We start from the raw sequence: 26278 nt of genomic DNA on the forward strand, positions 1-26278 counted from the left end.
CGAGATCCCGGCTCCCCAAACCTTGAAACGCCCTTAGTCGCAACAGGCTAAACCCGCCAGCGTTAACGAAACACCAATCGCAGTTGACTGAATGCAGCCGCTAGTGATCGTATCCTGGATTGGTGCGCGCGAGCTTGCGCATCAGACCCGGCCAGACGAGATTGTCGCCCATGCCCGGCATGAAGGCGGCCGCGCCTTGGCTGTAGACCTTGTTGCCCATTTCCTCTGGCTCTTCGATCAGGTTGCCGTCGCCGGCAGCCTGCGCCAGGATCTGCACGCGACAGGCATTTTCCAGGAAATAGGTCCGCAGGAACGCCGTGCCTGCGCTCGGCCCCAGTGTCAGCGTGCCGTGGTTGCGCAACATCAGAAGGCTCTTGCTCCCGAGATCGGCGACGATGCGCTCGCGCTCGTCCAGGTCCAGGGCGATGCCTTCATAGTCGTGATAGGCCAGATCGTCATAAACCTGCATCGCCATCTGGGTCAGCCGCATGAGGCCTTGTTTCTGGGCGGAGACGGCCATGCCGTTGGCCGTATGGACATGGATGACGAAGGCGGCATCGTCGCGCGCCATGTGGACGGCGGAATGGATGGTGAACCCGGCCGGATTGATGAAGTAGGGCGTGTCCTGCTTGATGCCGCCCTTTTCGTCGATCTTGACAAGCGCGCTGGCCGTCATCTCGTCGAACATCACGCCGTAAGGGTTGATGAGGAACCGATGTTCGCCTTCTTCGTCCGGCAACCGTGCGGAAATATGGGTGAACACCAGATCGCTCCAGCCATGCAGGGCGATAAGGCGGTATAGCGCCGCCAGATCCTTGCGGATCCGCCATTCGACGCCGGAGACCTGGCCTTCCAGCCGGGCGACTGCCGCCGGGTCCGGTATATCGAAGCCCGGAGCCCGTTCCATCGCTTGTTGGATGCGATCGCTATTGGTAGGGGCGTTCATGGGCAAACCTCTGTCTGTTTTCTGTCTGTTCTGTGTGGCCGTCATCATGACCCAAACCGGCTGCGCCGACAAGGCGCCCTCCGGCAAGGGCGTCACGAACGACGTTGTGGTGCCGAACGAACAGGCGCCGCCGGGTCCCTTGGAACCGATCGTCCAGACATCACGGTCAGGATTGAGTGCAACCTGGATCGCGGATGGGGCGCATCTGCAATCGGTAAGGCTGCCCGACGGCACGCAGGTTCTTGCCGGCTTCGCCGCGCCGCGCGACTATGCCGGGGATCACCCCGGTCTGGGGTCGCTCGTCGGACGGCGGGAGCTGTCGCTCCCATTGGCTGAACAGGCCGATCCGACCGGCGAGGCCGCGCCGGTCAGCGATGATGCTCCATCCGGACTGTCGGATCGTTACAGGGCTGCGGTTTGGGAAACGGACCACGATGGCGAGACGCTGATTTTCCGGCATACTGTTCCAGTCGGCAGACCACCCGACACCGGCCATCTGGACCTGACGATCCGGACATGGCTGACGGACCGGGAACTGCATGTGCGGCTGTTGGCCATCACCGACCGTCCGACGCCCATTGCGCTGACCCAGCAAGGTCACTGGAATGTGGCCGGCCTGTCTGGTGTACCGATCGACGAGCTGACCCTGCAATCGCCGACGGATCAATTCCTGACAGACGGCGAGACGAGGCCGGTCGAAAACACGCCGTTCGATCTCCGTGCGGCCCGGCCGGTCGGAACCGAGCCGCTCGATTTCGACCTTGTCGCTCCGGGCGAGGGCATACGCCCCATGGTGCGCCTGACGGACGGTCTGAGAACGATGACACTGCTATCGGACTATCCCGGCGTCAGGATCTGGACGGGTGAAGATCTAGGTAGGGCCCGGCGCCTCTCGCCCCGAGCCGCACTCGGTCTCAGCCCGCAATACGCCCCCGGTGAGCCAGGCATGATCCTGTTGCCCGGCGAAGTTTATCGCCACACCATCATCTACCGGTTCGACGGGCCGGGTTTTGCGGAAGACCCCCGACCATGACCGGTTTCGTCTACGACATCTGGTACTTCGCCGCTGCGACGCAGGACATTCCGAAATCCGGGCTGCACCGCGTCGTCATTGCAGGCGAGCCGATCTGCATCGGTCGCCGAGAGGACGGCACCCATTTCGCCATGCGCGACATCTGCCCGCACCGCGCCGCGCCCTTCTCCGCTGGCTGCCTGAAGAGCGGCGGGGTGGAATGCCCCTATCACGGCTGGGTGTTCGATACGCGGGATGGGCGCTGCACGGAGATCCCGGCGCTGACGGCCGACAGCGCGGTCGAACCCGAAAAGATCAGGGTGCGGACCTTTCCCGTGGCGCGGACCGGCCATCTGCTATGGGTCTGGATCGGTTCGGACAAGCGTTTCGCGGGCGAGCCGCCCTTCCCGCCCCCGGCCTTTCCGCTGGTGGACACAAAGCCCGTCATCGACGACGGGATCCGGCTGAATTGCCACGTCGATCACGCCGTGATCGGCCTGATGGATCCGGCTCACGGCCCCTATGTGCACAAACAGTGGTGGTGGCGCAGCCAAGGCTCCATGCACGAAAAGGCCAAGGCGTTCGAGCCGCGCGAGCGCGGTTTCGCCATGGCGCGCCATGCGCCGTCCTCCAACTCCGCCGCCTACAAGCTGCTGGGCGGAAAACCAGCCACGGAGATCACCTTCCAGCTGCCCGGCATCCGCACGGAACATATCACGGTCGGCGACAGAACCGTGCTGAGCTTCACGGCCGTGACGCCCGAGGACGAGGGGCACACCCGCATCCGCCAGCTTTTCTTCACCGACCATGGCCTGTTCAAATTGCTCTCCCCCATTCTGGGCCTCGGGGCGAAAGCCTTCCTGCGCCAGGACGCCGAGATGGTGGACCTGCAGGCGCAAGGCCTGCGCTTCGATCCGAGCCTGATGCTGATCGAGGATTCCGACACGCAGGCCAAATGGTACCACCAGCTGAAGAAAAGCTGGGCGCGGTCCAACGAGACGGGCGAGCCATTCGAGAACCCCGTCAAGGCGCGCACCTTGCGCTGGCGGAGCTGATGGAGCGCTATGGGCGCCTCTTCGCGGGACTGGCCGTCTGCGCCGCCCTGTCCGCCCCGGCCCGCGCCGCCGACGGAACGCTCGTCATCGCGGGCGGCGGCGTCGATGCCGCCAATGCGGACGTCTGGGGCGCCTTCGTCCGGGCGGCGGAAGGCGACGGCCCCGTCGTGATCGTGCTGTCGGCGTCCGGACGGCCTTCGGAATCGGGCGGTTCCGCGCGCGACGCGCTGATCCGCCACGGCGCCGACCCCGATGCGGTCCGTGTCGCGCCCCTGGCCGTGATGGACGATCCCTCGACGCCGGACACGGACGAGTCCCTGTGGGCGGCCAACGCGACCGATCCGGAAATAGCGGGCCTGTTGCGCTCGGCTTCCGCCATCTGGTTCACGGGCGGCGACCAATCCCGGACGACGGCCTTGCTGCGCCCGGACGGCCGGGCGACGCCCGCGCTAAGCGCGATCCTGGCGGCGCATCGGGACAGCGCGGCCGTCGGGGGCACGAGCGCGGGCGCGGCGGTCCTTTCCGATCCGATGATCGTCCAGGGCGACAGCTTCACCGCCCTGACGGGCGCGACCGACGGCGAACCGGTCCGCCTCTCACCGGGTTTGGGGGTCTTCGCGCCCGGGATCGTGGACCAGCATTTCGGCGAACGGGCGCGCTTGGGGCGGCTCGTCGCCGCCCTGGCCCAGCTCGAAGAGCCTTCGCGCAGGATCGGAGTCGGCATCGACGAAGGCACCGCGCTGGTCGCCCCGCCCGATGGACGCCACCGCATCGTCGGACGCGGCTACGTCACGATCGTCGATGCCCGCTACGCGCGGTTCGAGCCGGCCGGCCCCGTGCCGGGGCTCCGGGCGCGCGGCGTCCTGCTGCACTTGGCGTCCGGCGGAGACCGGCTCGACGCGGACGGCTTGGCGCCGGTGCCCGCCGGTTGGAAGACCGCCACGCTCGGTCATGAATATGCCGAGCGCCCGCGCCCTGGCGGCGGCGGGCTGGCATTTCCACGAGAAACGCTCGCCGACCTGCTCGGCGAGGGCCTGCTGGACAATAGCGGGAGCCGGGTCGCGGATCGCATCAGTTTCGACATGTCGGGCACCGGGCTGCGCTACCGATTCCGCCAGTCGGACGCCTCGTCCGGATATTGGGGGCGCCCGCCGGACGGCGGGCCGGGCCGTTACACAATCCGCGCGGCGGAGTTCGGGTTCGAACCGGTGCGAGTCGCCATCGACGGAAAGACCGAGGAAACGCAATGATCAAGAAGATCCTGATCGGATCGGCCGTCCTTCTGGTCGCGGCCTTCGCCTGGCTGCAACTGGTCTTCGTGCCCGGAACGGATGCGCGGATGAACCCGGTCGCGGATCTCGGACCCTACGAGGTGGGCGAGGCGGCGCAAAAGCTGCACGACACGCTCTATGTCGCCGACCTGCACGCCGACAGCCTGATGTGGCGGCGCGATGCGTCGAAACGCCAGGATCGCGGGCATGTGGACCTGCCGCGCTTGCGCGAAGGCGGAGTGGACCTCCAGGTCTTCTCCGCCGTCACGAAGTCCCCGCGCGGATTGAACTTCGCGGAGAACGCGGCCGACGCCCCGGACGACATCACCTTGGTCGCGCTCGCCCAGCTCTGGCCGCCGCGCACCTGGCAAAGCGTCTACGAACGCGCCGTCTTCCAGGCGCAGCGACTGGCCCGTTACGAAGCCGACCCGGCGAACGATCTGGTCATCGCGCGCACCGCCGCCGACCTGGACCAACCGGACGGCACGCTGGTCGGCCTGCTGCTGACCGAAGGCGCGCATCCGCTGGAAGGCGACGTGGCCAACGTCCGGCGCCTGTTCGACGAAGGCTACCGCGCCATGGGGCTGCAACACTTCTTCGACAACGAACTGGGCGGCTCGTTGCACGGCCAGAGCGGAGCGGGGCTGACGGAGTTCGGCGTCGAAGCGGTGCGGGAGATGTGGCGCCTCGACATCGCGGTGGACCTGGCCCACGCCTCCGAGGCCGTCAGCCGCGACGTGCTGGACATGCCCGAAGGCGGGCCGGTCTTCATCAGCCATGGCGGCATGCGCGACGACTGTGTCGCCAGCCGGCAGCGCAACCTGCCGGACGCGCTGCTGCGGCGCATCGCGCAGCGCGGCGGCATCGTCGGGATCGGCTATTTCGAAGGCGCAGTCTGCGATATCACGCCCGGCGGGATCGCCAATGCTATCGTCAAGGCCATCGACCTGATGGGTGTGAAGGCCGTCGCGCTCGGCTCCGACTATGACGGCACCGTCGCGACCGCGTTCGACACATCGCAACTGGCCGTCATCACCCATCAACTGATCGAAGCGGGACTGTCGGAGTCCGACATCCGCGCCGTCATGGGCGGAAATGTCCGTCGTTTCTTCGAAGAAAGCCTGCCGTAATGAAACAACTTCTCCTCGCCTCCGCCCTCTTTCTCGCTGCATGTTCGTCGGGGCAAACGATGACGAAAGAGGCCTCCACCGCCGATCTCGCGCTGGCGACCGAAGTGATGCGGGCTCTGTCCGCAGACGACATGGAGGGCCGCCTTTGGGGCACGCAGGCCAATGCCCGCGCCCGGGCTTACATTGCCGCACAGGCAGCCGCGCTAAACGGCGGCCTGATGCCAGAGGAACAGGCTTTCACACGCACCGTGACCCGGGACGGTGAAACCTTCGAGGTCACAGGAACGAACCTGATCACGACCTTGCCGGGCCGCGAGCCGGGCGGCCCCGTGTTGGAGGTCATGGCCCATTTCGACCATATCGGCATGACGGAAGACGGAGAAATCTACAACGGCGCGGACGACAATGCCTCCGGCGTCGGCGCGCTGTTAGCGATCCTGAAGGATTTCACGCAAGATCCGCCCGAACACGACATCAACGTCGTCTGGCTCGACACGGAGGAGTTCGGTTTGGCGGGTGCTTATGAATATGTTGCAGCCCGCGTCGATGACAGACCGCGCGTCGCCATGAATCTCGACATGATCGCCCAGAACGAAGACGGCCAAATCTACATGTCGGGCAGCCACCACACACCGGCCTTGCGCCCGGTCGTGGAAGCGGCGGCAGACGGGATTCCCCTGAGGCTGACATTCGGCAACGACCGGCCCGAAGACGGGCCCGACGATTGGTCCATGGCCTCCGACCATGCCGCCTTCCATACGGTCGGGATCCCGTTCGTCTATCTGGGCGTTGCCGACCATGCGCATTATCACAAGACGACGGATACGTTCGAAACCATCCCGCTGGACACCTACCATGCGGCCGTGCAGCTGGCCGTGAATACGGCGCGGGCACTGGACGAGAATCTGGACGCTCTGGCGCGGCCCAAGGCCGAAACCGTCCCTTAACGTCTTCGCGTCACGAAGCCCTATGGCTGCCCAGAAACCGTCATGGACCGTCTATATGCTACGCTGCGCCGACGGCACGCTCTATACGGGGATCGCGCGTGATGCGAACGCCCGGCTGGCGGCCCACAATTCAGGGCGCGGAGCGAAGTATACGCGTGCGCGGCGACCCGTCGCAATGGTCTGGTCCGAACCGGCCCCGTGCCGGTCAACGGCCTCAAAGCGCGAATACGCCATCAAACAGATGCGGCGCCCTGATAAGCTGGCGCTCCTGCAGGCATGAAAAGGGCCGCTCCGGGGAGCGGCCCGATCTCAAGAATACGGGGTCGATCTAGAGCGCATTGTCCAGCGCGTCGGCGAAACGCTCGCCTTCGCGGGCATCGGCATGCGCCTTCTGCAGCAATTCGCGCGTGCGCGGTTGCAGCGCTTCGTCTTTCAGCACGTCCTCGATCTTGTCGGCCAGGAACTCCTCGCCATCGTCGATCGCCTCGATCGCGGCTTTTTCGTCGTCGGCGAACAGCGTCGTAAACGACGTCCAGGCGCGGTGCGCGGCACCGGCGACGGACCCGGCCGTGGACGGCGCGCCGCCCAGTTTCTGCACTTCGGCCTGAAACTCCCGGATGAGTCCGGCGCGGCGTTCGGCGCGTTCGCGGAAATTGCTTTGCAGCGCGTAGCTGTCGTCGGACACCTCCACGCAAGTCTCGTAGCCCTTATGGCTATCGATCAACACTTTCGTCACATCGTTGAGAATGTCGATATCTTTGGTCATGGACTGTCTCCTATATTGGTCCGTTGCAAGCTCCGATCGATCAACGCCGGTCCGGGGCCGCCGTTCCATTGCGCTTGACAGGTTCGGCCCGCGTCCCGACATCGCGCCTGTGTCCGACAACCCGCAACCCCCGAGCCTGTCCCTGTCGCAGCACTTCGCCCGCGAAGTCGGCGATCTGCGCCTGGCCGACGACGATACGCCCGCCGAAGCCGTCGGCGCGGTGCGGCGCGTGCTCGACCGCACGGCGTCGCGCTACGCCCGCTCAACGACCGATCCCGCCCTGCAGCGCGCGGGACAATGGCTGGTCGAAATCGTCAAATCGGGCACAGGTCTGATCGACCGGGCAAGCCATGCCGACGTCGTCTGGGACGAAGTCGCCCGAAAGCCCGGCTTCACCATCAAACTCCGGCCGTCTCTCTTCTATGGCGGTGCGGCGCTGCTCGGCGCTGCCGGGCTGATACAAGGGGTCGGCCTTGCGGTCTGGGGGGCGGTGGGCCTGGCCGGGCTTCACGCCATGGCCACGCTCAACCTGTCGCGCTTGCCATTCTGGCCCAAACCTGTCGGCATCGAAGATGCGGCGGGTCGAATGCGCCGGGCCTCCGCCGTGGTGCGACTCGACCAGGCCGGACTCATCGGGCAGGTCACAGATGCGCTGAAAACGGCTGATTACATCCTTTTGCGGCTATCCGCCCCAATGCCGGAAAACCACTGGCGCGACGATGCGAGACTGACGGCGCTGTTGCAAGGTCTGCTAGAAGCAGGCCGCGCGGACGACCCGGCCTTCGCGCTGGAACTGTCGCGTCGCGAACTGCCGACCTTGATCGAGGGGGCTGGCTTGCGGCAGGTCGATTATTCCGAAGACACGGCGAACTGGTTCGACCGGTTGCCCGTCCCCGCGAATTCAACAAGCGGCTCTGATATGGAAACAGCCGCCCCGGCGCTCGTCACGGATGACGGGCGCGTCGTGCGGCGCGGTACGGTCTGGGTGCGACGCGGATGAGCGGCCAGCCTGAAAGACAAGGGTCCGACAAGGATGTGGAGTTCATCGGCTTCGATCTGGGTCACGGCGAAACGGCGCTGGCGCGCGCCTTCGCGCAAGGTCATGCCGAGCCGGAGATTCTGGAATATCGCGGAACGCGCAGCCTCGTCACGGCTGTATCGAAGGAAGGAAAGACCAAGCCGACGGTCAAGATCGGAGCGGAGTCCCTGACGCTCTCGGAGGCGAAAGTCTGGGCGAAATTCAAATCCCCCGACCTTGCCGACAGGGATGTCCGCGAACCGCTGACCCTGTTCACGAAGACCCTGATTGCGGGTCTGACGGAAGACGGTTCGATGCGCGGCCCGAATGTCAGTCGCTTCGTGATCGGTTGCCCCTCCGGTTGGCCGCAGGATGTGCGGGAGCAATATCGGGATCTGTTCGTTCAGGCCGCAGGTTTGAAACAGGCGCGCATCGTGTCCGAATCCCGCGCCGCACTGATGACGGCGCTGGAACAGGGCTATCTGTCGATGGACGATGCGCGCGCTTCCGTGTTGATCGTCGATATCGGCAGCTCGACATCCGATTTCACCTATTGCCGGGATCTCGCTGCCGACGATGTCGGGCACAACATTCTCGGCTCCGGGCTACTCGATACGGAAATCTTCGACTTGAACCTGGCGAGACAGCCGCAACGCGACCGGATCGAGACGCTGCTGAAGAGCCACCCGTCCTACCGGCCCATTCTCGAATATTGGTGCCGGGAAGCGAAGGAGGCCTATTTCACCGGCGAGGACAAGCCGGTCGAGATGATCCGGCGCTTGCCTATCAAGACGGATCTGGGCGGAGGCGTCCTGTTCGAGATCAGGATCGACAAGATGGATGCCGAAGCGATCCTGTCCAAACCGCTCGACGCGTTGAGCGGCTATAGCTGGCAGGACGCCTTCGACTATGCCTTGCGGGAAACCATCGACCAGCTCGGCGGGCGCGATCCCGATACGGTGTTGCTGACGGGGGGCGCGTCGCGCCTGCCGCTCGTGCTGCCCGCCACAAAAAAGGCCTTTCCGAAGGCCCGGGTCATTCGCGGGGCCGAACCGGAATTCGCCATTGCGCGCGGCCTGGCTTGGTTGGGACGGTTCGAGTTCCTGCATGCCAGTTTCAAGACCGAAGTCGGACATGTGCTGGAGCCCGGCGGTGCCATCACCGAGCGCGCAGTCGAAGCTGCGAAAACACTGGGTGAAACGCTCGCACCCGCCTTGGTGGACGGTCTGACGGAAGACTGCATCAAGCCGGCTTTCCGCAATTGGCGGTCCGGCAACATCGCCTCGCTGGACGAGGTCGAAGTCGAACTGACCCGGTCGGTCGCCGACTGGCTGCGCTCGGACACGGCACAAGCCAAGCTCAAGCCCGTGATCGGGCGCTGGTTCGCGGGCCTCCAGCGCGAGATCGAGACTGTCACCGACCCGCTCTGCCGCGAGCACGGCCTGCCCGCCATGGTGCTGAGTCTGGACGACTCGCGCCATGTCAGCCAACATCTGGAAGGGCTGTCCCTGACCGCGCCGTCCATCGGCCATTTGGAAACGGACACGGCCCTGCTCGGCACGACACTGGCCGCAATCCTGGTCAGCGCCTTGCTCGCCCACGCCAATCTGTTCGCGCCTTTGCTGATGAACCCTCTGGGAATCCTGATCGGCGGTGCCGTCGCGGGCGGCAGCTATCTATACGGCAAACGCGCGCTGTCCGGGCGGTTTCGCAGCGCCAAAGTTCCGCTCATGGCGCGCCAGATCCTGACGGAGAAGCGCATCGACCAAGCCATCGCCAAACAACGCCCGGAGCTTGTCCAGGCCGTGCGCACGGCCTGGGATGGTCAGGCATCGGAACGTTTCGCCGAAGATCTGACCGGCATGCTGGGCCGCGCCCTGCTCGACCGGGCCGACGAACGGGCGGTTCTGTTCCTGATTTGAAGGCAACGCTTACCTAATCGTCACGGCGCGGCGCTGGAACGGTTGCGGAAACGTGCTAACGCCCGCTCATGTTCCGGGACAGCCTCTTCTATCCTCTGGCGATCTGTCTGGTCGCAGCCATTGTGGCCATCGCCATGTTGTTCGGAGGCGGCGCGGCCTTGCCCGACGAGCAGATCGCCCGGAACGGCTGGAGTCTTTCAGGAACCGACCTCGACAAGCTGACGGTCTCGCCGGGTTCAGACGCGCAATATGTGTCGGACGACGGCGGTTATGTGCGGCTGTCCCAACATGTCCCTATCGATGTGGAACCACCATCCATCGGTGTTTTCGCTACGCTCGGCCCGTCACTGGAACGGGTCTTCGCGGGCAAGCGGCTGCGCATGACGTTCCGCGCCCGATCGAGCGCCGTCGATCCCTTGCGGACGTTCATGGCGGCCTATGTGCCGCTGGAAGCGGGACCGTCGGACTGGACGAATTTCGAACTCGGGCCGGAATGGGCGGACTACAGCTTCGAATTCAGCCCGCCCGCGACCGACGCCGAAGAGAATGTGGACCTGGTCGCCGTCTTTCCCGGACGTCTGGGGCGGAGCCAGAACATGGATCTGGCCTTCATTCGCGTCGACGTGATGGCCGAGCCTTAGTCAGCGCAAGGAATCGACGACTCTCTGCGCCTCCACCGCCGTCCCCACGATATGGTAGAGCGTACTCGTCGGTATCATGTCGGACACGACCGCACCGCACGCATTGTGCCTATCCACCCAAGTTCCGTCAGGCCGCAGGACAGGCCCGAGCAGTGCATCCAAGCTTGCAGCGGCCATTGCAGAGCTTCCGGGCCAGCCACGCTCGGCCATGGATAGATGGGCCTTCACGGCTTCCATGTGAACCCACAAGCGAGTCGTTTCCCGGACGATCTCCCCATCGCGGCGTTCTTCGTCGAAAAGCGTTGCAAGGCGGTGCCTGAAGGCGTGGTCGTAAAGGGCGCGGCAGGCGGACCCATGGTCCGTTCCGGCTACATGGTCGTACCGGGTCAGAAGCCAGACCCACTCCGCTGAGTGCCCCGGTTCGACGACGTCGCCGCGCCGATCGTGGGGAGACCAGTCATCCTCGAAATATTCGCCGATCATGCCCTCTCGCAGGAAGTGCCGCCCGAATAGACGGACGACTTCATGCGCAATGGACAGGTCATCCGGATTGCCGTCCGCCTGGTGCAAAGCCAGCGAGGCTTCCAGCAGATGCATGTGCGGGTTCTGGCGGCGCGGGTGCGGCACCACATCGCCCTCCCTCCAGCCGCCGGCCGGATGGCTCTGCGTCGCAATCCATCCCAGAATGTCGTCCGCATGGCTTCGGTAAGCCTCGTCTCCGCTCAGAGACAGCATGTGCGCGCAGGCCAGTAGACCGAAGGCATGATCGTATAGATCGGGGCGGTCGTCCGATACCGTACCGTCCGGCATGATCCGGTGCACGATATGCGTTCCTGTCCAGCCTTTCGTCCAATAAGACTCGAAGCTGCGTCGTGCGATCTCTGCGCCGTCATACCATCCGGCTTGCGCGGCTTGGGCATAGGCGACGGTCTGGCGCGCCATTACCCGCCAGCGGCGTTCGGCCTGCCGGTCGGGTGTTCCGTCGAGGGTGAGATGTTCGACCCAGGAACCGTCGGGGAATCGAGCGCGTTCGGCCCAGACGGGAAGCGCTGTTCCGACCAGCCAGACACGGAGTTTCGCAGCGCTGTCCGCCAAAGCCATGATGTCAGGATCGGAAACGGCCCCTACTCCGCCGCGATGAGGCCGTCCCGTTCGGCGCGCAGCAGCGCGGCACGCTCTTCGACTGCGGCGACGATGTCGTCCACCATCACGTCGTTGTCGGTCTTCCCGGTCTTCTTGCCGGCATGATACATCATGCCGTAGCCAGCCGATCCACCGGTGAAGCCGACATCGGTGAACATGGCCTCGCCCGGGCCGTTCACGACGCAGCCGATTATGGACAGGCTGATCGGTTCGCTGATGTGGGACAGGCGCTCTTCCAGTGTCTGCACCGTCCTGATGACGTCGAAACCCTGCCGTGCGCAGGAGGGGCAGGAAATGATGTTCACGCCGCGCGTGCGCAAGCCGAGGGATTTCAGCATGTCGAAGCCGACGCGGATTTCCTCCTCCGGCTCGGTCGAGAGGGAAACGCGAATCGTATCGCCGATCCCGGCCCAGAGCAGATTACCCATGCCGATGGATGACTTGACCGTGCCGATGCGCTGCCCGCCGGCTTCGGTCACACCCAAGTGCAGCGGCGCGTCGGTGGCTTCGGCCAGCTGGTGATAGGCGGCGACCGTCAGGAAGACGTCGGATGCCTTCACGCTGATCTTGTATTCGTGGAAGCCTTCATCGTCGAGCATCCGGGCATGCATCAACGCGCTTTCGACCATGGCTTCGGGGCAGGGTTCGCCATATTTTTCCAACAGGTCGCGTTCAAGCGACCCGCCATTGACGCCGATCCGGATCGAACAGCCATTCGCGCGCGCCGCCGCAACGACTTCGCGGACCCGGTCGCGCCCGCCGATATTGCCGGGATTGATGCGCAGACAGGCCGCGCCGTTATCGGCCGCTTCGACGCCGCGTTTATAGTGGAAATGGATATCGGCCACGAGCGGGACTGCGACCTGATCCACGATGCTTCGCAGGGCGGCGCTGCTTTCGGGGTCGGGGACCGAAACGCGCACAATGTCCGCACCGACATCTTCCAGCCGCCTGATCTGCGCCACCGTCGCCTCGACATCGTGGGTCAGCGTATTTGTCATGCTTTGCACGGCGATGGGTGCATCGCCCCCGACTTCGACATTGCCCACGCGGATCTTGCGGCATGGACGGCGTTCGATGGTCCGCCAGGGGCGGACGGCTTGCAGGGAGGTGGGCTGGGCGCTCATGGGGCCGCCTTAGCCCAAGCGCGTGACGGTTTAAAGGCGAAGTGGCGGCTGGGCTCGAGCGGTATCTAGCGGATCGCGGACAAATCGATATCGTTCATGGGCGTGCCGGGTGTTCCCAACGGACCGAGGCTTCGCTCGCCGATGAGAAGCTCCACCGCGCCGGAGTCGCGGACATCCAGAACATAAGGCTGTCCCCGGTCCATCTGCCAGCTCTCACCCGTGACGAAGACGCGGTTGACGATCCGGCGCCCGCGCGGGTCTTGAATGCTCACCCAGCTCGGAGCGGTGGCGCGGACTGTCAGCACGGTGTCTGGCAAAGGCGCGGCACTCGCGACATTGGATGGATCGGAACCGACCGTGTCGGTCGACGGTGCGGCGGCTGTTTCCAGCTGGACGCCGTACCAGGTGCCCAGCATGACGACAGCGACCACGACGCCTAGTGCCGGGATGGATCCACGCGGCAGGCGCACTCGCGTTTTCGGGACGAAGTGAGGCTGGTCGGGCCTGTCGAGGTCGAACGGCACGGCGCTGTCGCGCTTGAAGTCCGCCACTGCTTGATCCGTGTCCAGACCCAGGACGCGGGCATAGGCGCGGACATAGCCCAGACCGTATCCGACAGTCGGCAGGGCATCGAGATCATGCTGTTCCAGCGCCAGCAGGAATTCGCTTCGCACCCCGCTGCGCCCGGATGCTTCTTCCAGGGACAGATTCATGGCCTGTCGTTGCGAGCGCAAACGGGCGCCAAGCGGAAGCGCGTCCGGACGTGTCCTTTTGGTCGGGGCCATGACGGCTTTCGGTGAAAGGTGGATCCAGATTGCTTTAACGCCGGATCGTTAACGATTGTTGCAGGGACGACCAAGCGGACACAGCAGCCCGTCGCGTCCACATACTATCCGGATATGAACCGCAATCAAAGCCTGACAGGTACGACCCCGCACCCTATACGGTCAAACGTGAAACCGCTACTCCGCCATTCCGACGCCCGTGCCGCCCTGTTTGCCGGGCTCCTGTCGCTGGCCCTGCTCTGCGGCGCTTGGTTCTTCCAATACGTTCTAGGCTATGCGCCTTGCATCATGTGCTATTGGCAGCGCCAAGCCCATATCGCCGTCATCGCCGTTGCCGTCGCGGTCATTCTCGCACGCGCGGCTTTTGGCGAGGGGCCGGAAGGGCGCGGACGAGGATTGCCGAAGTGGCTTGGCCCGTTATTGCTGATCGCCCTCCTCCTGTTCTCGGCCGGTCTCGGCGCGTTCCATGTCGGCGTCGAATTGGGCCTGTGGGAGGGTCCGCAGGCTTGCGCCGCGGTCGAAGTCGGCGAATTGGGTGCGATCGATCCGAACGACCCGCTCTCCATGCTCGACAAACCGGTCGGTCCCATCGCCTGTTCTGATGTCGCTTGGTCGCTTCTTGGCATTTCGATGGCCGGTTGGAATGCCTTGGCGTCCCTTCTGGGCGTGCTCGGCACTTGGAAACTCGGTTTCGGGAAGGCCCGGTCATGAAACCTCGCCTCAAGAATGCCGGCGCGCGCCGCCGCGTTGCCGAAATGCTCCGTGTGGATCATGCAGGCGAATATGGGGCCGTCGCCATCTATCGCGGACAGCAGGCCGTGTTCGGACGCAGCCCGGCGACTGCGCCGATCGCCGCGCAGCTGGCAGAAATGGAAGCCGAGGAACAAAAGCATCTCGATGCCTTTGATCGTTTATTGGTCGAACGCGAAGTGCGCCCGACGGCCATGACACCGATCTGGAATGTGGCTGGATACGGATTGGGGGTCGTAACGGCCCTGATGGGCGAGAAGGCCGCGCATGCCTGTACCGAAGCGGTCGAATCGGTCATCGAAGGTCATTACGGCGACCAGGCTGAGGAAATCGCCGAAGCCGAGCCGGAACTCGCCGCGACTTTCCGGGAGTTTCGCGAAGACGAACTTCATCACCGGGATACGGCGATCGAGGGCGGCGCGCACGACGCACCGGGCTACGCCGTGCTATCCCGCGTCATCCGGGCCGGTTGCCATGCCGCCATCCGCATTACGGAGCGGGTCTGAAGACGGCATAAAAAGGCCGCTTCCCCTTTCAGGGAAGCGGCCAAGAACTTCAGAGTTGGAGTTTTAGAACTGTAAAACCTAATTCCTTGCAGCGTCTTGCATGGCTTCGCCGGTGCTTTCGACATCTTCGCCGACACCTTCGACCGTATTGCAAGCGGCAAGCGACAGGGTCGCCGCAAGGATCAAACCGGCGATACCAAGGCCTTTTTTATCGATGGATGTTTTCAATTCTTCGCGCTTCATGGCGATCTCCCGAAATTTGCTTGGCCCATCCTTTGATGGGTCGCGTAAGAAACGCAGAATGACGCAGGCCGGTTCCTGACAAGTTGCGCGCCCTCATTCGGCAGGCTGTCCGATCAGCATCGGCCAGCGTCCGGATTGGTGAACGTTCTCGCGCAACGGCTGCGTTGGTGTCCGGTCGGACAAGACGCCGTCCACGGCCGCGACAAGGCCGCCAAGGCCCGGTGCCGCCATCGCTTCGAAACGCGTCCGCCTGACCGCCTGGGCCACTGCTTTAGAACTCAGCACATCGCCCAGCGCGAGCTGTATGCGCTGCGACAGGCTCGGCCCGAACAGACCGACCGTACGGCCCAGCCCGGCGCGCTCGACGCGCGCGGCGATCGCGCCCTGTTCGAACGCCTGCGGCACGGTGACGACCGGTACCCCGGCCGCGACGGCATCCGTTGTCGAATTATAGCCCCCATGAATGATCGCCGCTTCCGCTTCGGACAGGATATCGCGCTGGTCGAGGAAGTCGCGCAGGATCGTCCCGCGCGGCATGGCCGCGGTCTCCGCATTCAGACGCCCGCCATGAACGACCACCGGCTGCAGACCGCGCGCCGTGGCCGCGCGCGCCATGGCGGCAAGCACCGGCGAGCGGCCGCCCATCAACGTACCGAGCGATATGAAGGCGAGCGGACGTCCGTCCCGCTCCATCGCGATGGCGTCCAGACCCGGATAGTGGCGCTCCGCCTCGCGAAACGGACCGAGATAGGTCGGCGGGCGCTCGCGTGGGAAATCCAAACTGGCCAGTCCTTGCGCGAGGTCCGTCGTTCGGGAGAGGCCGTCATCCACGGACCAGGCCCGCTGCCAATCTTCGAGACCGGGTTTCTTCAGGAGACCGAAACGCTCCGCACCCGCTTCCAGGATCCGTCCCTGTTCGGACAAAAGCCAGTTGACGACATTGTAGTAGCCGCCGTTCAGCCAGGCACCGAACCGCCCTCGCCGATAGCGCCAGCCCATGAAAGGCGGCGGCACGCTGGGATCGCGGTTCATCGGCAGGGCGCAGGCCAGGCTGATATGGGCTAGACCGCTCCGCATGGCCAAGCCGCGCGCCACGATACCGGCAGCAGGCTCCAACTGGTCGTGAAGGATGGCCGACGCTTGCAAATCCTCCACTGCGTCTGGCAGATTATCGAGATAGAATTTCGATAAGATGGCGACCGCCGAAAACATCTGGCGAACATCCGACAGCGAGCCCATTCGGGACAGGCATTCGCATATCGTGTCGAGCCGGCCCGGCCCCAGGTCGGTCACCCCAACGGTTCGGGTTTCGACGTCATTGGGAACCCGCGCTGTCAGATCCGCCGGGCCGATGATGACCGGCTGATGGCCGGCGGCGCGCAAGGCGCGCGCTGTCGCCAGCATGGGGCGCAAATGTCCGGACAAGGGCAAGGTGACGAGCGCGAGTGTAGCCATGTGCTCTATACGCATGACCGGCCGCGACATTCCGGCACAGATGTGAAACCTTATCTCAAATCACTGAAATGATGCGTGATATTTTCACGCCGGGCGAAAACCGGTTTCGGGTCAGGAGTCTTTGCCGCCGAAGAGACGCCGTTCGATCGCATCCCAGCACAGAATGGCGGCATCGACGCCCGTGAAGCGTCGTAGCTCGTGGATTCCTGTCGGGCTGGTCAGGTTTATTTCGGTCAGGTGTCCGGCGATGACGTCGATCCCGACCAGAATCTGTCCGCGCGCTCGCAGCATGGGGCCGAGTTCTTCGGCGATGGCGATGTCGGCTTGCGTCAATTCGACGGGCTGGGCCGAACCGCCCACATGCATGTTGGAACGTGTTTCGCCTTCCTGCGGAACACGGTTGAAGCCGCCTGCGATGTCTCCATCCACGATCAGGATGCGTTTGTCGCCCGCGCTGACTTCGGGCAGGAAAGCCTGTGCGATGATCGGTTCGCGGCTGAGCGCGAAGAATGTCTCGAGCAAGGCGGAATAATTGGCATCATCGGGCTTCACCCGGAAAATCCCGGCTCCGCCGTTTCCGTAGAGCGGTTTCAGGATGATATCGCCGTGGCGGTCGCGAAACGCATCGATGGACGCCTTGTCACGCGCAATCATCGTCGGGGGCATCAAATGCGCATAGTCCAGCGGCACGATCTTTTCCGGCAGCGATCGGACCCATTGCGGGTCGTTGGCGACCAATGTCCGGCCTTCCAGCCTTTCGAGCAAATGCGCCGCCGTGATGTAGGCCATGTCGAAAGGGGGATCCTGCCGCATCCAGACGACATCGATGTCTTCGGCCAGATCAATCGGCCTGCGTGCGTCGAAATCCACATGGTCGCCCGCCTGGTCGCGCAAGCGCATCGGCCGCGCATGCGCAATGATCCGGCCTTCGTCGTAGACAAGGTGATGGGGTGCGTATTCGAAGAGCGTCGCGCCACGGGCTTGGGCTTCCAGCGCCAGAGCGAAACTGGTGTCGCCTTCGATGTCCACCGCTACCATCGGATCCATCTGAAAAGCGACGCGAAGCTGCGGGTTTGGGGCCATGGCGGGCGCTTTGCCGCAGAGCGTTCAGGCGCGCAAGCGGAACCCAATCACATATTGCCCCGTTGAGCGCATATCCCCGCCGCCTGCCTAAACCTCAAAGGAGATCATCATGATGGGACATCTTAAACTCGGATCGGCCGCAGTCGCCGCTATCTTTCTCGCCGCTTGCTCGACGACCACGACGGACGACAGCATGCAGGTTGGCGTCAATGATGACGATCAGTTTGCGACCACAACCGTGGAATCCGACATCGAACTGTCCGATGCCCAAACGTTCGGCATCAATGACGATGATCGCTTCGATGCGACGACGACGACACCGGACACGGCCGTCGCCGCGCGAGTCGTCCGCAAGAACGATACGATTGCCATGGCTAGCCCCTACATGACTGATTATTCCACCGTTTACGGCGCCATCGGCACGGCCGGCCTGGCCGACACCTTCGACGGCGATGTCGAATACACGGTGTTCGCCCCGAACAATGCCGCGTTTTCAGGCATGGATCTGTCGGGCCTGAGCCAGGCGCAGTTGGCCGACACGTTGAAATACCACACCGTCGAGGGCCGTATCAGCAGTGCCGATCTGGTCAAGAAACTCCAAAGCAATGGCGGCTCCTACGAGGTTATGACGCTGTCGGGCGAACCGATCCGTTTCGTCGACATGGACGGCACGATCAAAGTCGCCGACCGGAACGGCTACACCTACACGGTCGACATGCCGGACAATGAGTTCCGTAACGGCTACATCCACGGCATCGACGGCGTCCTGGGCCGCGAATACTAGGGACGGACCCGCGCAGAAACCAAACCCGTCCGGCGTTGCCGGGCGGGTTTTTTCATGCCACGTTTAAAGTCTTATGAGCGATAAGATCCTGTTCAGCACGACGGACACGATTCCGGGTCGGACCATCAAACGTCATGTCGGTCTGGCGCAAGGCAATGTCGTCCGGTCCAAACATGTCGGTCGCGACATCGCCGCTCGGCTCAAGAATATCGTGGGCGGCGAGTTAAGGGGCTATACGGAACTCATCGACGAAGCCCGGCGCGACGCGCTGCGCCGCATGAGCGCGGACGCTCGGTCGCAAGGTGCGAATGCAGTCGTCGGGGTCCGCATGACGACAAGCACGGTCACGGTCGGCGCATCGGAACTCTATGCCTACGGCACGGCTGTAGTCGTCGAATAGCGGTCGCTCTGCACCTGACCTGAAGGATTTCGATGGACGATTGTCATACGTTCCAGCTCGCATCCGCGGACGGCACGACCTTGCAAGCCCGTCATTGGGAGGCGAAAACGCCGCATGCCACATTGGCTCTGGTCCACGGCTTCGGCGAACATTCAGCCCGGTACCAGCCCATGGCCGAATATCTTGGGATGCGAGGCATCCAGACCGTTGCGGCGGATCTTCGCGGTCATGGACGCAGCGACGGGAAGCGCGGCGTCACCCGGCGCTATGACGATTTCCGGGACGATCTGTCGGCCCTGTTGGCACGCGCGCGGCAGCTGCACGATCCCGTCAAGGGCCCGCTCGTCCTGTTCGGCCATTCGATGGGCGGCGGGATCGTTCTGGATCACGGCCTGAGACCGGAACCGGGCGTTGACGGCATCATTGCGTCGGCCCCGCTGATCGCCTTGGCGGATCCGGTCTCGCCGGTCTTGCGGTCCATCATCGCCGGCGTGGCCAAAGTCCTGCCCCGTGCGTCCATGAAACAAACGATCGACGGCGCCAAAATCTCCACCCTGCCACAGGAGCAGAAAGCCTATGAGAACGATGCGCTGACCCATGGCCGCATGGGTTTGCGGACGGCGCTCGGTCTCGTCGAAAACGGAGAAGCCTTGTCGCGGCATGCCGAACGCTGGTCCCTGCCCCTGCTCATCTATCATTCGGAAGGCGATCAGCTGACAGACTTCGACGCCAGCCGCAATTTCGCGAAAGCGGCCCAAGCCGAATTCAAGATGTTCTCGGGTGTGGAACACGAAATGCACAACGACTCGAGCCGTCCGTCCGTCTATGCCATGATCGGCGACTTCATCGACCGGCTCGCCGGGCGCCACTGACGAAAGGATCCGCCATGAAGGTTTTCGCCCTGAAGAACTGCGACACGTGCCGCAAAGCCCGCAAGGAGATGGACACAGCTGGTGTGGGCTATGAGCTGGTCGATGTGCGAGCCGACACGCTCGATACCCAGGACATCGCCGCGATCGTGGATGCGGTCGGCTATGAAAAAGCCTTGAACCGCCGGTCCACGACATGGCGCGCATTGGACGATCCCGCCAAGACCGGTCTCGACAACGTCAAGGCCGTGCAATTGATCGAAGCCCATCCGACTTTGCTGAAACGACCTGCCATCATGGACGGCGATACCGTCACGGTCGGATGGGACGATACCGCAAAATCGACCTGGCTCTAAGGCGAAGGACCTTACTCGGGCCGGTTCCTGACCCGGATCTGCTGTCCGGTTTCCGGGTCGATATAGTAGGGCGCGGCATTCGGAGTGGCCGGGACGTTCGACCGGCCCGTATCGTAAGGCTGGGGATAGCTGTAGGGAATGGGCTCGTCCGGCTGCGCCTGCCGCATCGGGGCGGGCCTGTCGGACCGGTCTTCTTGCGGGAACGGCTCTCGCGTTATGGTGTCCGGCAGTGCCGGATATGAGGGGTCATCGACAACGACCCCGGACGCTTCGGCGACACGCACATAGGAGATGACTTCCCGCGTACCCCGCGTCAGGGCGGCGATCCGGGCGGCGCGGTCCAGTTCACGCTCGTCGCGGGCCACACCGAGCAGATAGACGATGCCCTCATGCGTCTCGACATTGTAGTTGCGGCCTTTGACATATTTGTCCGCCAGAAGACGTGCCCGGACAGATTTTTCCAGAACACCGTCCTTTGCGTTGCGCACGAAACCTTGTTGGTCGCGAATCAGGATTTCATTGCCCACCTGCCGGATTTCCGGTGCCGACCAGGCGATGCGCGCGGCTTCGATCCGGTCTTCCTGGCGCGGAACATTGCCGGACAACAGCACAACACCTTCGGACACTTCCACATCGACCCCGCCCAGCTCATAGTCGTAAGCGCGCTTCAAACGGGCTTGCACGGCGCGACCCGCATTCACATCGTTGAGCGAACGGACGAAGCTGCGTTCGTCGCCCTTCTTCATGCCAGCCGTCGCCACGGCGCAGCCCGACATGAGGGAGGCAGACAGGATGAGAACGGCAAATCTTAACATGACGGAAATCTAGACGGACAGAGTCACCAAGGCGTTAACCGGTCCGTCCCTCTTGCAGCTGGAACGATCATGTTACGCTCACCATCCCCGAAATGCGTCCTTTTGGTGGCGAATCCGCCATCGCCCCAAGACTGTGACCAGATCGTAACGCAAGCCATAGCCTTGTTCGACATAGGCGGGATGGCGCGACAGGAAGATTTCGGCAGCGCGTATGATCCGTTCTTCGGAGCGGGCCGTGACCGGATCCACGGCGTGATCCGCATTGGCGCGTTGTTTGACTTCCACGAAAACGATCCTGCGCCTGCGACGGGCGACCAGATCGATTTCGCCGGACCGTGTCCTGTAACGCTGGGCGAGGATGCGGTAGCCCGTCAGCCGCAGATAGGCCGCGACCCATATTTCGGCCCGTCGCCCGGCCCGTTCCGCCGCTTGCCTCCCATTGCTCATTTTCCAAGGCTCATTTTCCAAGACTCATTTTCCGGGGCTCATTTTCCGGGGCTCACTTCAGGGACAGGCCGAGCGCATAGAGTTCGCGCTTGGACCAGCCGGAAACCTCCGCGATTTCCGCGCAGGCTGCCTTCAATCGCATCGTTTCCAGCCGGTCGCGCAGCGCATCTCGGACGACTTCGCCGTCCCAGCGTTGCGTTTCCGGGCCGTGGATCACCAGCACGATCTCGCCCTTGGGCGGGTCGGACACGACATTGTCGGCCAATTCTGACAGACGCCCCCGCCGGGCTTCTTCATAGGTCTTCGTCAGCTCCCGGCAGAGCGATGCTTCGCGGTCGCCGAGGCCCGCCGCCAGATCGCGCAGGCAGCTTTCCACTCTGGGGCCGGTCTCGAACAGAACGAGCGTGCCAGGCACGTTGCGAAGACCTTCGATCTCGCGCTGGCGGGCGACCTGGCGGGGCGGCAGAAAGCCTGCGAAAAAGAAACGGTCGGTCGGCAGGCCGGATTTGACAAGCGCCGCCAACACCGCGCTCGGGCCCGGCAGCGGAAAGACGTCGATACCGGCTTCGCTCGCCGCGCGCACCAAACGGAAGCCCGGATCGCTGACCAGGGGCGTTCCGGCGTCGGACATCAGCGCGATGCGCTCGCCCTTCTTCAGCGCCTTGATCAGCGGCGGCGTGCGCTTCGCCGCATTATGGTCATGATAGGGGGTCACGGAGGCGTCGATGCCGTGCGCAGACAACAGCTTCGCCGTCACGCGCGTGTCTTCCGCCAGGACGCGGTCGGCGGACCGCAGCACATCGAGCGCGCGCAATGTGATGTCCCGCAAATTGCCGATCGGCGTTGCGACGACATACAAGCCGGGTGCGAGCGGCGGGAGTTCGTGTTGCGCGCCGGGGCGTGCGCTTATAGGGGACAGGGCGATGGCCGGACCTTCCGTTAGTCGGGGGCGTTCGGAGAAACGATAAGGGCCGACTATGCGCGAGCACGTCCGCAAAACCAAGATCGAGCTGAAGGCCGCACTATCGGCTCTGGCAGCGCTGGCCCTGTGCGCCTGCACGACCGTTCCGCTGGATCCGCCGCCGCGTCAACCCGGCCCCATCATCGACCGTCCGATGCCGCCGGTCCAGCCGCAGCCCGATGCACCCTACCCCGACCAGACTGACGGACCGATCGACGGGCCTGTCATAGACAATCCGATCGACGTGCCGGACGACGCCGAGCCCTATTACAATGACCGCCAAGGCATCACCTTGCCACACATGGCTGGTCGAGATACGAAACGCTTGGCCTTGCTGCTGCCCTTTTCTGCCCGCAGCAGCCGCCTGCGCGACGAAGCGGCCTCCATGTTCCAGGCGGCCGAGCTGGCTCTGTTCCAACGCCCCGACGCCGATATCGTGCTAACGGTCCTGGACACGAAAGGCACGCCTGAAGGGGCGCGGTCGGCCGCCCAAGCCGCGCTGCAGCAAGGCGCGGATGTGATACTCGGCCCCATTATCGCGGACAATGTCACGGCCGCATCCAGCATCGCGGCGCGACGGGGTGTGCCGTTGCTGGCCTTTTCGAATGACCAATCCGTCGCCGATCGCGGGCGCTATCTCGTCTCTTTCCCGCCCGAAGCGGAAGTCGACCGCATCGTCGACTACGCCGCTTCGCAAGGCGTCCGTGATTTCGCTTATATCGGCCCTGATGACGCCTATGGCCGCCGCGTGCGCCGTGCTTATGAGCTCGCCGTGCAACAGGTCGGCGGACAGGTCACAGCCACCGAAACCTATTCGGGCAGCGACATTTCGGCCATGCAGGAACCGGCTCGCCGTCTGGCGCAGGCCTATCTGGCGCGGCGCGGATCCGGCCGCTCCTTCGGCGCGGTGCTGATGCCTGAAACCGGGACAGCCCTGCGCTCTCTCGCGCCGCTTCTGCCGACCTACGGCATCGATCCGCAGGCCGTGCTGTTCATGGGAACATCGCGTTGGGACGACCGCGCCAGCGCGCGCGAACCGGCCTTGCAAGGTGGCGTTTTCGCCGCCGCCGACAAACAGGCCCGCGCCGCGTTCGGATCCGACTTCGAAAGCGCCTATGGCAAAGCCCCGTCTTCGCTGGCCAGCCTGGCTTACGATGCCGTCCAGCTGGGCGCGATCGCCGCTGACGGCGACCCGCGTGGCCGCCTCCGTCGCCTGGAAAGCCCGGTCGGTTTCTTCGGAACGGACGGTTATCTCCGCTTTGGTCCGGACGGGCGCCCGGAGCGGGGTCTGGCCGTCTACCGGATCGATGAGGGTCAGTTCCGCGTTGCCGATCCGGCACCGACGGGCCCGCCGCCCGAAACATAAATCGCACCTGAACGCTCTTAACCGCATTTAACCACGCTCCTTAGCGCGTCCTTAGGCTGCGCCGCCTAGCAAGGATGCCAACGAGCGCCGCAAAGGTGCCGGTGAAAGGTGGTTATGATGAGTGCGCTTTCCAAAGCGGCTGCGATGCCGAATGCACCCCGGCCCGCGCAACCCTACAGGCCGGCCGGACGGCTGGTCGGCGTGGTCTGCGCGGCCGAAGAGCCGTCCTGTCACGCCCAGATGCTGGATGCGACCCTGCGGTTGGCCCGCAAGGCGGCCAGTCTTGGCGAAACCGTACTCCTGCTCGATGGCACGGATGGTGCGCTGATGGAGGCGGCGGGCGTGCTCTATTCGCGAACGCTCGACGATTTCATCGACGGGCATTGCGAACTGCGCGACGCCCTGTTCGTGACATCCAACGAGCATTTCTCAGCAGGTGTCATTGGATCCGACCGACTACCCGATGCGCTGGGCACGATGGCCGGACTGTCGCTGAACTATGATTGGGTCTTCGCCGTCGGTCCGGCCGGACTGTCGCCGGCGCAAGCGACCCTGGCGGCCGGGGCGGATATCTGCCTGCTCGGCTACGATACGCGTATTGACGGTTTCATGCGCGCCTATTGGACCATCGATGCGGTCCGTCGGCGCAACCGCCGCTGGGACCCGCTTACCGTATCCTTGGGACCGCGCGAAGATGCTGCGGTTACGGCGCTCATGTTGCGCGATGTGGTCCGGGACCATCTCGGCGCCCCCGCTCCCTATGTCGGCCATGCCATGGATAATGGCCTGCCGGCTTCCGCCCTGGACAAGATGCGGACCGCGACGGACCGCGCTCGCCTGGTCCTCACCGCATAGGACACGCTTGAAAAGTCAGGTTGCTGCGCAGGAAATGATGACCTCATCCGTTGGAGTGTATGACGCACACCAAAGGAGACCGTCATGCCTGCATCAATTGGACGCCACACCCGTTACGCCAACGTCTTTCTGCTCTTGGGCGCAACCGCGCTGATCGCCGCGACACCGGCTGCGGATCTCGATGGGGACGGGATCGTCACGCGCGCCGAATTCACAGCCGCAGGCGAAGCGCGGTTTACGGTGGCCGATTCCGACTTCGATGGAAAACTCACGCGCGAGGAGATGGAGTCCCTGCGCAACGCCAAACGCACCGACAAGGCCCGACAACGCTTTCTGACCATGGATGCCAATGGCGACGGCGTCGTGACCGAGGCCGAGATGTTGGCCGCGCGGAACGATCGCCGTCAACGCCGCAGCGACAATCGAGAGGAGCGCCAGAGCCGCTTATTGGGACGCTTCGACGCAAATGGCGATGGCACGCTTTCCGAAGCGGAACGCCAGCAGGCGCGGGCGGCCATGAAAGGCCTGAACGATCGCCGTGCGGCAAGGCGGATGGAGCGCCGCAAGGAACGGCGTGCCGACCGTCCCCGCCTCGATGCCAATGGCGACGGTTTCGTTACACGCGCCGAATACGAGGTCATGAGCGAACGTCTCTTCGCCCGCATGGACGCCGATGACGACGGCGTGCTGACGCAAGGCGAGGGCCGGAAGTCCCTGCATGCCCGATTGCGCCCTTGACGCGTGTTGAAGCGACTGGACGATCCGGATGCGGACTTGCTTCCCGGCCTCAGGGCCGGAAGCGAAGCCGCCCTTCGCGCCTTGGTGGAGCGGCGCATGCCGACCATCCATCGTTTGGCCTACCGGCTGCTTGGCGATGCGTTCGAGGCCGAAGATGTGTGCCAGGAAACTTTCGTGAAGTTCTGGCAGGCTGCGTCGGGCTGGCGCAGTGGAGAAGCCAAGGTTCTGACATGGCTATGCCGGGTCGCCACCCATGACTGCTATGACCGTCTGAGACGCAAGAGGCCGGACCTGCCCGGCGACCTGTCCGACCGGGCCGATGACAGGATGGGTGCGGAAACCGGAATGGCCCGATCCCAACGCTGGGACGCGTTGCAGGCTGCGATGATGCGCCTGCCGGAGCGCCAGCGCGCCGCCCTGTCCTTTTGCTATGACCACGCTTTGAGCCAGCGCGAAGCCGCCAAAGCCATGAACATCGGCGAAAAGGCTTATGAATCCTTGCTGGTCAGGGGGCGAAGGACGTTGAAAACGATGATGCAGGAGGATGACCATGTCTGATTTTTCTACTCGTGACGGGCATGACAATCTTGAGGGCCTGTTCGCACACAGCCGTGTTCCCGCGCCGAGTGCCAATCTGACGGCCCGTGTCGTCACCGCCGCAATGGCGGAGCCGCGTCCGCAGGGCGCCAATGATCGCCGCCTGATAGTGTGGAGCGCAGTCGCCGGCCTTGCCGCAACCTTGGTCGCCGGCATTCTGTTCTTTGCCAACCAACCGAACGAAGCCGAGCTGTGGGCGGCGCAAGCCGACGCCGCCGGGTTCGGCGATCTTTACGAATGGGTCGGCGCCGGGACGCAATAACGCCTGCTATCCATGAACAGAGGCGGGG

At 64.1% G+C, this 26278-nt stretch carries 31 protein-coding genes; 20 read left to right on the top strand and 11 right to left on the bottom strand.

The genetic code is table 11. The annotated features are described in order from the left end of the window. Positions 1 to 100: 100 nt before the first annotated feature. Positions 101 to 946, bottom strand: coding sequence for a class II aldolase/adducin family protein (locus tag Q0718_RS08970; RefSeq protein WP_298916601.1), 846 nt, complete (start codon positions 944 to 946; stop codon positions 101 to 103). On the opposite strand from Q0718_RS08970, the gene Q0718_RS08975 reads away from it, so the two are divergent. Genes Q0718_RS08975 through Q0718_RS09000 form a run of 6 tightly spaced genes read left to right on the top strand, consistent with a single transcriptional unit; the run spans position 945 to position 6641 of the window. Then, positions 945 to 1979 (top strand): hypothetical protein, encoded by a 1035-nt coding sequence (locus Q0718_RS08975; RefSeq protein ID WP_298916604.1) that lies wholly within the window; start codon positions 945 to 947, stop codon positions 1977 to 1979. The two genes, Q0718_RS08970 and Q0718_RS08975, sit on opposite strands and share 2 nt — an antisense overlap. Continuing rightward, positions 1976 to 3013: an aromatic ring-hydroxylating dioxygenase subunit alpha gene (locus Q0718_RS08980; RefSeq protein WP_298916610.1), complete on the top strand. Its 1038-nt coding sequence runs from the start codon at positions 1976 to 1978 to the stop codon at positions 3011 to 3013. Before Q0718_RS08975 ends, Q0718_RS08980 begins: the two co-directional genes overlap by 4 nt. Further along, on the top strand, positions 3013 to 4263 hold the full coding sequence (locus Q0718_RS08985; protein ID WP_298916613.1) for a cyanophycinase: 1251 nt from the start codon (positions 3013 to 3015) through the stop codon (positions 4261 to 4263). Before Q0718_RS08980 ends, Q0718_RS08985 begins: the two co-directional genes overlap by 1 nt. After that, positions 4260 to 5414 carry a membrane dipeptidase gene (locus tag Q0718_RS08990; protein WP_298916616.1) on the top strand — a complete coding sequence of 385 codons (1155 nt, stop codon included), beginning with the start codon at positions 4260 to 4262 and terminating at the stop codon, positions 5412 to 5414. The genes Q0718_RS08985 and Q0718_RS08990 overlap by 4 nt, the downstream gene beginning before the upstream one ends. Beyond that, complete coding sequence (locus Q0718_RS08995; RefSeq protein WP_298916619.1) at positions 5414 to 6361, top strand: M28 family peptidase; 948 nt, start codon at positions 5414 to 5416, stop codon at positions 6359 to 6361. Before Q0718_RS08990 ends, Q0718_RS08995 begins: the two co-directional genes overlap by 1 nt. Before the next feature lie 22 nt (positions 6362 to 6383). Next, positions 6384 to 6641, top strand: coding sequence for a GIY-YIG nuclease family protein (locus Q0718_RS09000; protein WP_298916622.1), 258 nt, complete (start codon positions 6384 to 6386; stop codon positions 6639 to 6641). A gap of 48 nt (positions 6642 to 6689) precedes the next feature. Here the strand turns inward: Q0718_RS09000 and Q0718_RS09005 are convergent, their stop codons facing one another. After that, the gene (locus tag Q0718_RS09005) at positions 6690 to 7127 is read right to left on the bottom strand and encodes a PA2169 family four-helix-bundle protein (RefSeq protein WP_298916625.1); all 438 of its coding nucleotides are present in this window, start codon (positions 7125 to 7127) and stop codon (positions 6690 to 6692) included. A 109-nt stretch (positions 7128 to 7236) separates the two neighbouring features. On the opposite strand from Q0718_RS09005, the gene Q0718_RS09010 reads away from it, so the two are divergent. The 3 genes from Q0718_RS09010 to Q0718_RS09020 all read left to right on the top strand — a co-directional run bounded on the left by Q0718_RS09010 (position 7237) and on the right by Q0718_RS09020 (position 10708). Next, complete coding sequence (locus tag Q0718_RS09010) at positions 7237 to 8127, top strand: hypothetical protein (protein ID WP_298916628.1); 891 nt, start codon at positions 7237 to 7239, stop codon at positions 8125 to 8127. Next, positions 8124 to 10067, top strand: a complete 1944-nt coding sequence (locus Q0718_RS09015; RefSeq protein ID WP_298916631.1) for a hypothetical protein — start codon at positions 8124 to 8126, stop codon at positions 10065 to 10067. Before Q0718_RS09010 ends, Q0718_RS09015 begins: the two co-directional genes overlap by 4 nt. Before the next feature lie 68 nt (positions 10068 to 10135). Beyond that, positions 10136 to 10708, top strand: a complete 573-nt coding sequence (locus Q0718_RS09020; protein WP_298916634.1) for a hypothetical protein — start codon at positions 10136 to 10138, stop codon at positions 10706 to 10708. Here the strand turns inward: Q0718_RS09020 and Q0718_RS09025 are convergent, their stop codons facing one another. The 3 genes from Q0718_RS09025 to Q0718_RS09035 all read right to left on the bottom strand — a co-directional run bounded on the left by Q0718_RS09025 (position 10709) and on the right by Q0718_RS09035 (position 13763). Next, positions 10709 to 11809, bottom strand: coding sequence for an AGE family epimerase/isomerase (locus tag Q0718_RS09025; RefSeq protein WP_298916637.1), 1101 nt, complete (start codon positions 11807 to 11809; stop codon positions 10709 to 10711). 23 nt (positions 11810 to 11832) lie between these two features. After that, a complete protein-coding gene (ispG, locus tag Q0718_RS09030; protein WP_298916640.1) occupies positions 11833 to 12978 on the bottom strand; it encodes a flavodoxin-dependent (E)-4-hydroxy-3-methylbut-2-enyl-diphosphate synthase in 1146 nt (381 codons plus the stop codon). A gap of 65 nt (positions 12979 to 13043) precedes the next feature. Then, positions 13044 to 13763 (bottom strand): helix-turn-helix domain-containing protein, encoded by a 720-nt coding sequence (locus Q0718_RS09035; protein WP_298916643.1) that lies wholly within the window; start codon positions 13761 to 13763, stop codon positions 13044 to 13046. Between the two features lie 168 nt (positions 13764 to 13931). Here Q0718_RS09035 and Q0718_RS09040 point away from each other — a divergent pair, with 168 nt between their 5' ends. After that, on the top strand, positions 13932 to 14474 hold the full coding sequence (locus tag Q0718_RS09040; protein ID WP_298916646.1) for a disulfide bond formation protein B: 543 nt from the start codon (positions 13932 to 13934) through the stop codon (positions 14472 to 14474). Next, positions 14471 to 15019 carry a demethoxyubiquinone hydroxylase family protein gene (locus Q0718_RS09045; RefSeq protein ID WP_298916649.1) on the top strand — a complete coding sequence of 183 codons (549 nt, stop codon included), beginning with the start codon at positions 14471 to 14473 and terminating at the stop codon, positions 15017 to 15019. Before Q0718_RS09040 ends, Q0718_RS09045 begins: the two co-directional genes overlap by 4 nt. A 78-nt stretch (positions 15020 to 15097) precedes the next feature. On the opposite strand, the gene Q0718_RS09050 is transcribed toward Q0718_RS09045, so the two are convergent. The 3 genes from Q0718_RS09050 to gshB form a co-directional block, all read right to left on the bottom strand. Continuing rightward, entirely contained in the window at positions 15098 to 15262 is a 165-nt protein-coding gene (locus tag Q0718_RS09050; RefSeq protein WP_298916651.1) for an entericidin A/B family lipoprotein, read from the bottom strand. 93 nt (positions 15263 to 15355) lie between these two features. After that, a complete protein-coding gene (locus Q0718_RS09055) occupies positions 15356 to 16717 on the bottom strand; it encodes a nucleotide disphospho-sugar-binding domain-containing protein (RefSeq protein ID WP_298916654.1) in 1362 nt (453 codons plus the stop codon). A 111-nt stretch (positions 16718 to 16828) separates the two neighbouring features. Beyond that, positions 16829 to 17800 (bottom strand): glutathione synthase, encoded by a 972-nt coding sequence (gene gshB, locus Q0718_RS09060; protein WP_298916657.1) that lies wholly within the window; start codon positions 17798 to 17800, stop codon positions 16829 to 16831. A gap of 109 nt (positions 17801 to 17909) precedes the next feature. On the opposite strand from gshB, the gene Q0718_RS09065 reads away from it, so the two are divergent. The 4 genes from Q0718_RS09065 to Q0718_RS09080 all read left to right on the top strand — a co-directional run bounded on the left by Q0718_RS09065 (position 17910) and on the right by Q0718_RS09080 (position 20209). After that, positions 17910 to 18584 (top strand): fasciclin domain-containing protein, encoded by a 675-nt coding sequence (locus tag Q0718_RS09065; RefSeq protein ID WP_298916660.1) that lies wholly within the window; start codon positions 17910 to 17912, stop codon positions 18582 to 18584. 85 nt (positions 18585 to 18669) lie between these two features. Next, entirely contained in the window at positions 18670 to 18984 is a 315-nt protein-coding gene (locus Q0718_RS09070) for a YbjQ family protein (RefSeq protein ID WP_366523865.1), read from the top strand. Between the two features lie 32 nt (positions 18985 to 19016). Next, a complete protein-coding gene (locus Q0718_RS09075) occupies positions 19017 to 19856 on the top strand; it encodes an alpha/beta hydrolase (protein WP_298916666.1) in 840 nt (279 codons plus the stop codon). 14 nt (positions 19857 to 19870) lie between these two features. Then, positions 19871 to 20209, top strand: coding sequence for an ArsC/Spx/MgsR family protein (locus Q0718_RS09080; protein WP_298916669.1), 339 nt, complete (start codon positions 19871 to 19873; stop codon positions 20207 to 20209). An 11-nt stretch (positions 20210 to 20220) separates the two neighbouring features. Here Q0718_RS09080 and Q0718_RS09085 read toward each other — a convergent pair whose 3' ends face one another. The 3 genes from Q0718_RS09085 to rsmI form a co-directional block, all read right to left on the bottom strand. Further along, positions 20221 to 21024, bottom strand: a complete 804-nt coding sequence (locus Q0718_RS09085; RefSeq protein ID WP_298916672.1) for a BON domain-containing protein — start codon at positions 21022 to 21024, stop codon at positions 20221 to 20223. Between the two features lie 78 nt (positions 21025 to 21102). Further along, a complete protein-coding gene (locus Q0718_RS09090; RefSeq protein WP_298916675.1) occupies positions 21103 to 21471 on the bottom strand; it encodes a YraN family protein in 369 nt (122 codons plus the stop codon). A 52-nt stretch (positions 21472 to 21523) separates the two neighbouring features. Then, positions 21524 to 22330, bottom strand: a complete 807-nt coding sequence (gene rsmI / locus Q0718_RS09095) for a 16S rRNA (cytidine(1402)-2'-O)-methyltransferase (protein ID WP_298916677.1) — start codon at positions 22328 to 22330, stop codon at positions 21524 to 21526. A gap of 118 nt (positions 22331 to 22448) precedes the next feature. Here rsmI and Q0718_RS09100 point away from each other — a divergent pair, with 118 nt between their 5' ends. From Q0718_RS09100 to Q0718_RS09120, 5 genes are all read left to right on the top strand, one after another. Then, positions 22449 to 23798: a penicillin-binding protein activator gene (locus tag Q0718_RS09100; protein ID WP_298916680.1), complete on the top strand. Its 1350-nt coding sequence runs from the start codon at positions 22449 to 22451 to the stop codon at positions 23796 to 23798. Between the two features lie 144 nt (positions 23799 to 23942). Next, positions 23943 to 24653: a hypothetical protein gene (locus tag Q0718_RS09105; RefSeq protein WP_298916682.1), complete on the top strand. Its 711-nt coding sequence runs from the start codon at positions 23943 to 23945 to the stop codon at positions 24651 to 24653. Between the two features lie 84 nt (positions 24654 to 24737). Then, the gene (locus Q0718_RS09110) at positions 24738 to 25391 is read left to right on the top strand and encodes a hypothetical protein (RefSeq protein WP_298916685.1); all 654 of its coding nucleotides are present in this window, start codon (positions 24738 to 24740) and stop codon (positions 25389 to 25391) included. A 3-nt stretch (positions 25392 to 25394) separates the two neighbouring features. Continuing rightward, the gene (locus tag Q0718_RS09115) at positions 25395 to 25949 is read left to right on the top strand and encodes a sigma-70 family RNA polymerase sigma factor (RefSeq protein ID WP_298916688.1); all 555 of its coding nucleotides are present in this window, start codon (positions 25395 to 25397) and stop codon (positions 25947 to 25949) included. Continuing rightward, positions 25942 to 26250, top strand: coding sequence for a hypothetical protein (locus Q0718_RS09120; RefSeq protein ID WP_298916691.1), 309 nt, complete (start codon positions 25942 to 25944; stop codon positions 26248 to 26250). Before Q0718_RS09115 ends, Q0718_RS09120 begins: the two co-directional genes overlap by 8 nt. Positions 26251 to 26278 lie beyond the last annotated feature (28 nt).

The organism is uncultured Algimonas sp., assembly GCF_947498175.1.
GTDB lineage: Bacteria > Pseudomonadota > Alphaproteobacteria > Caulobacterales > Maricaulaceae > Litorimonas.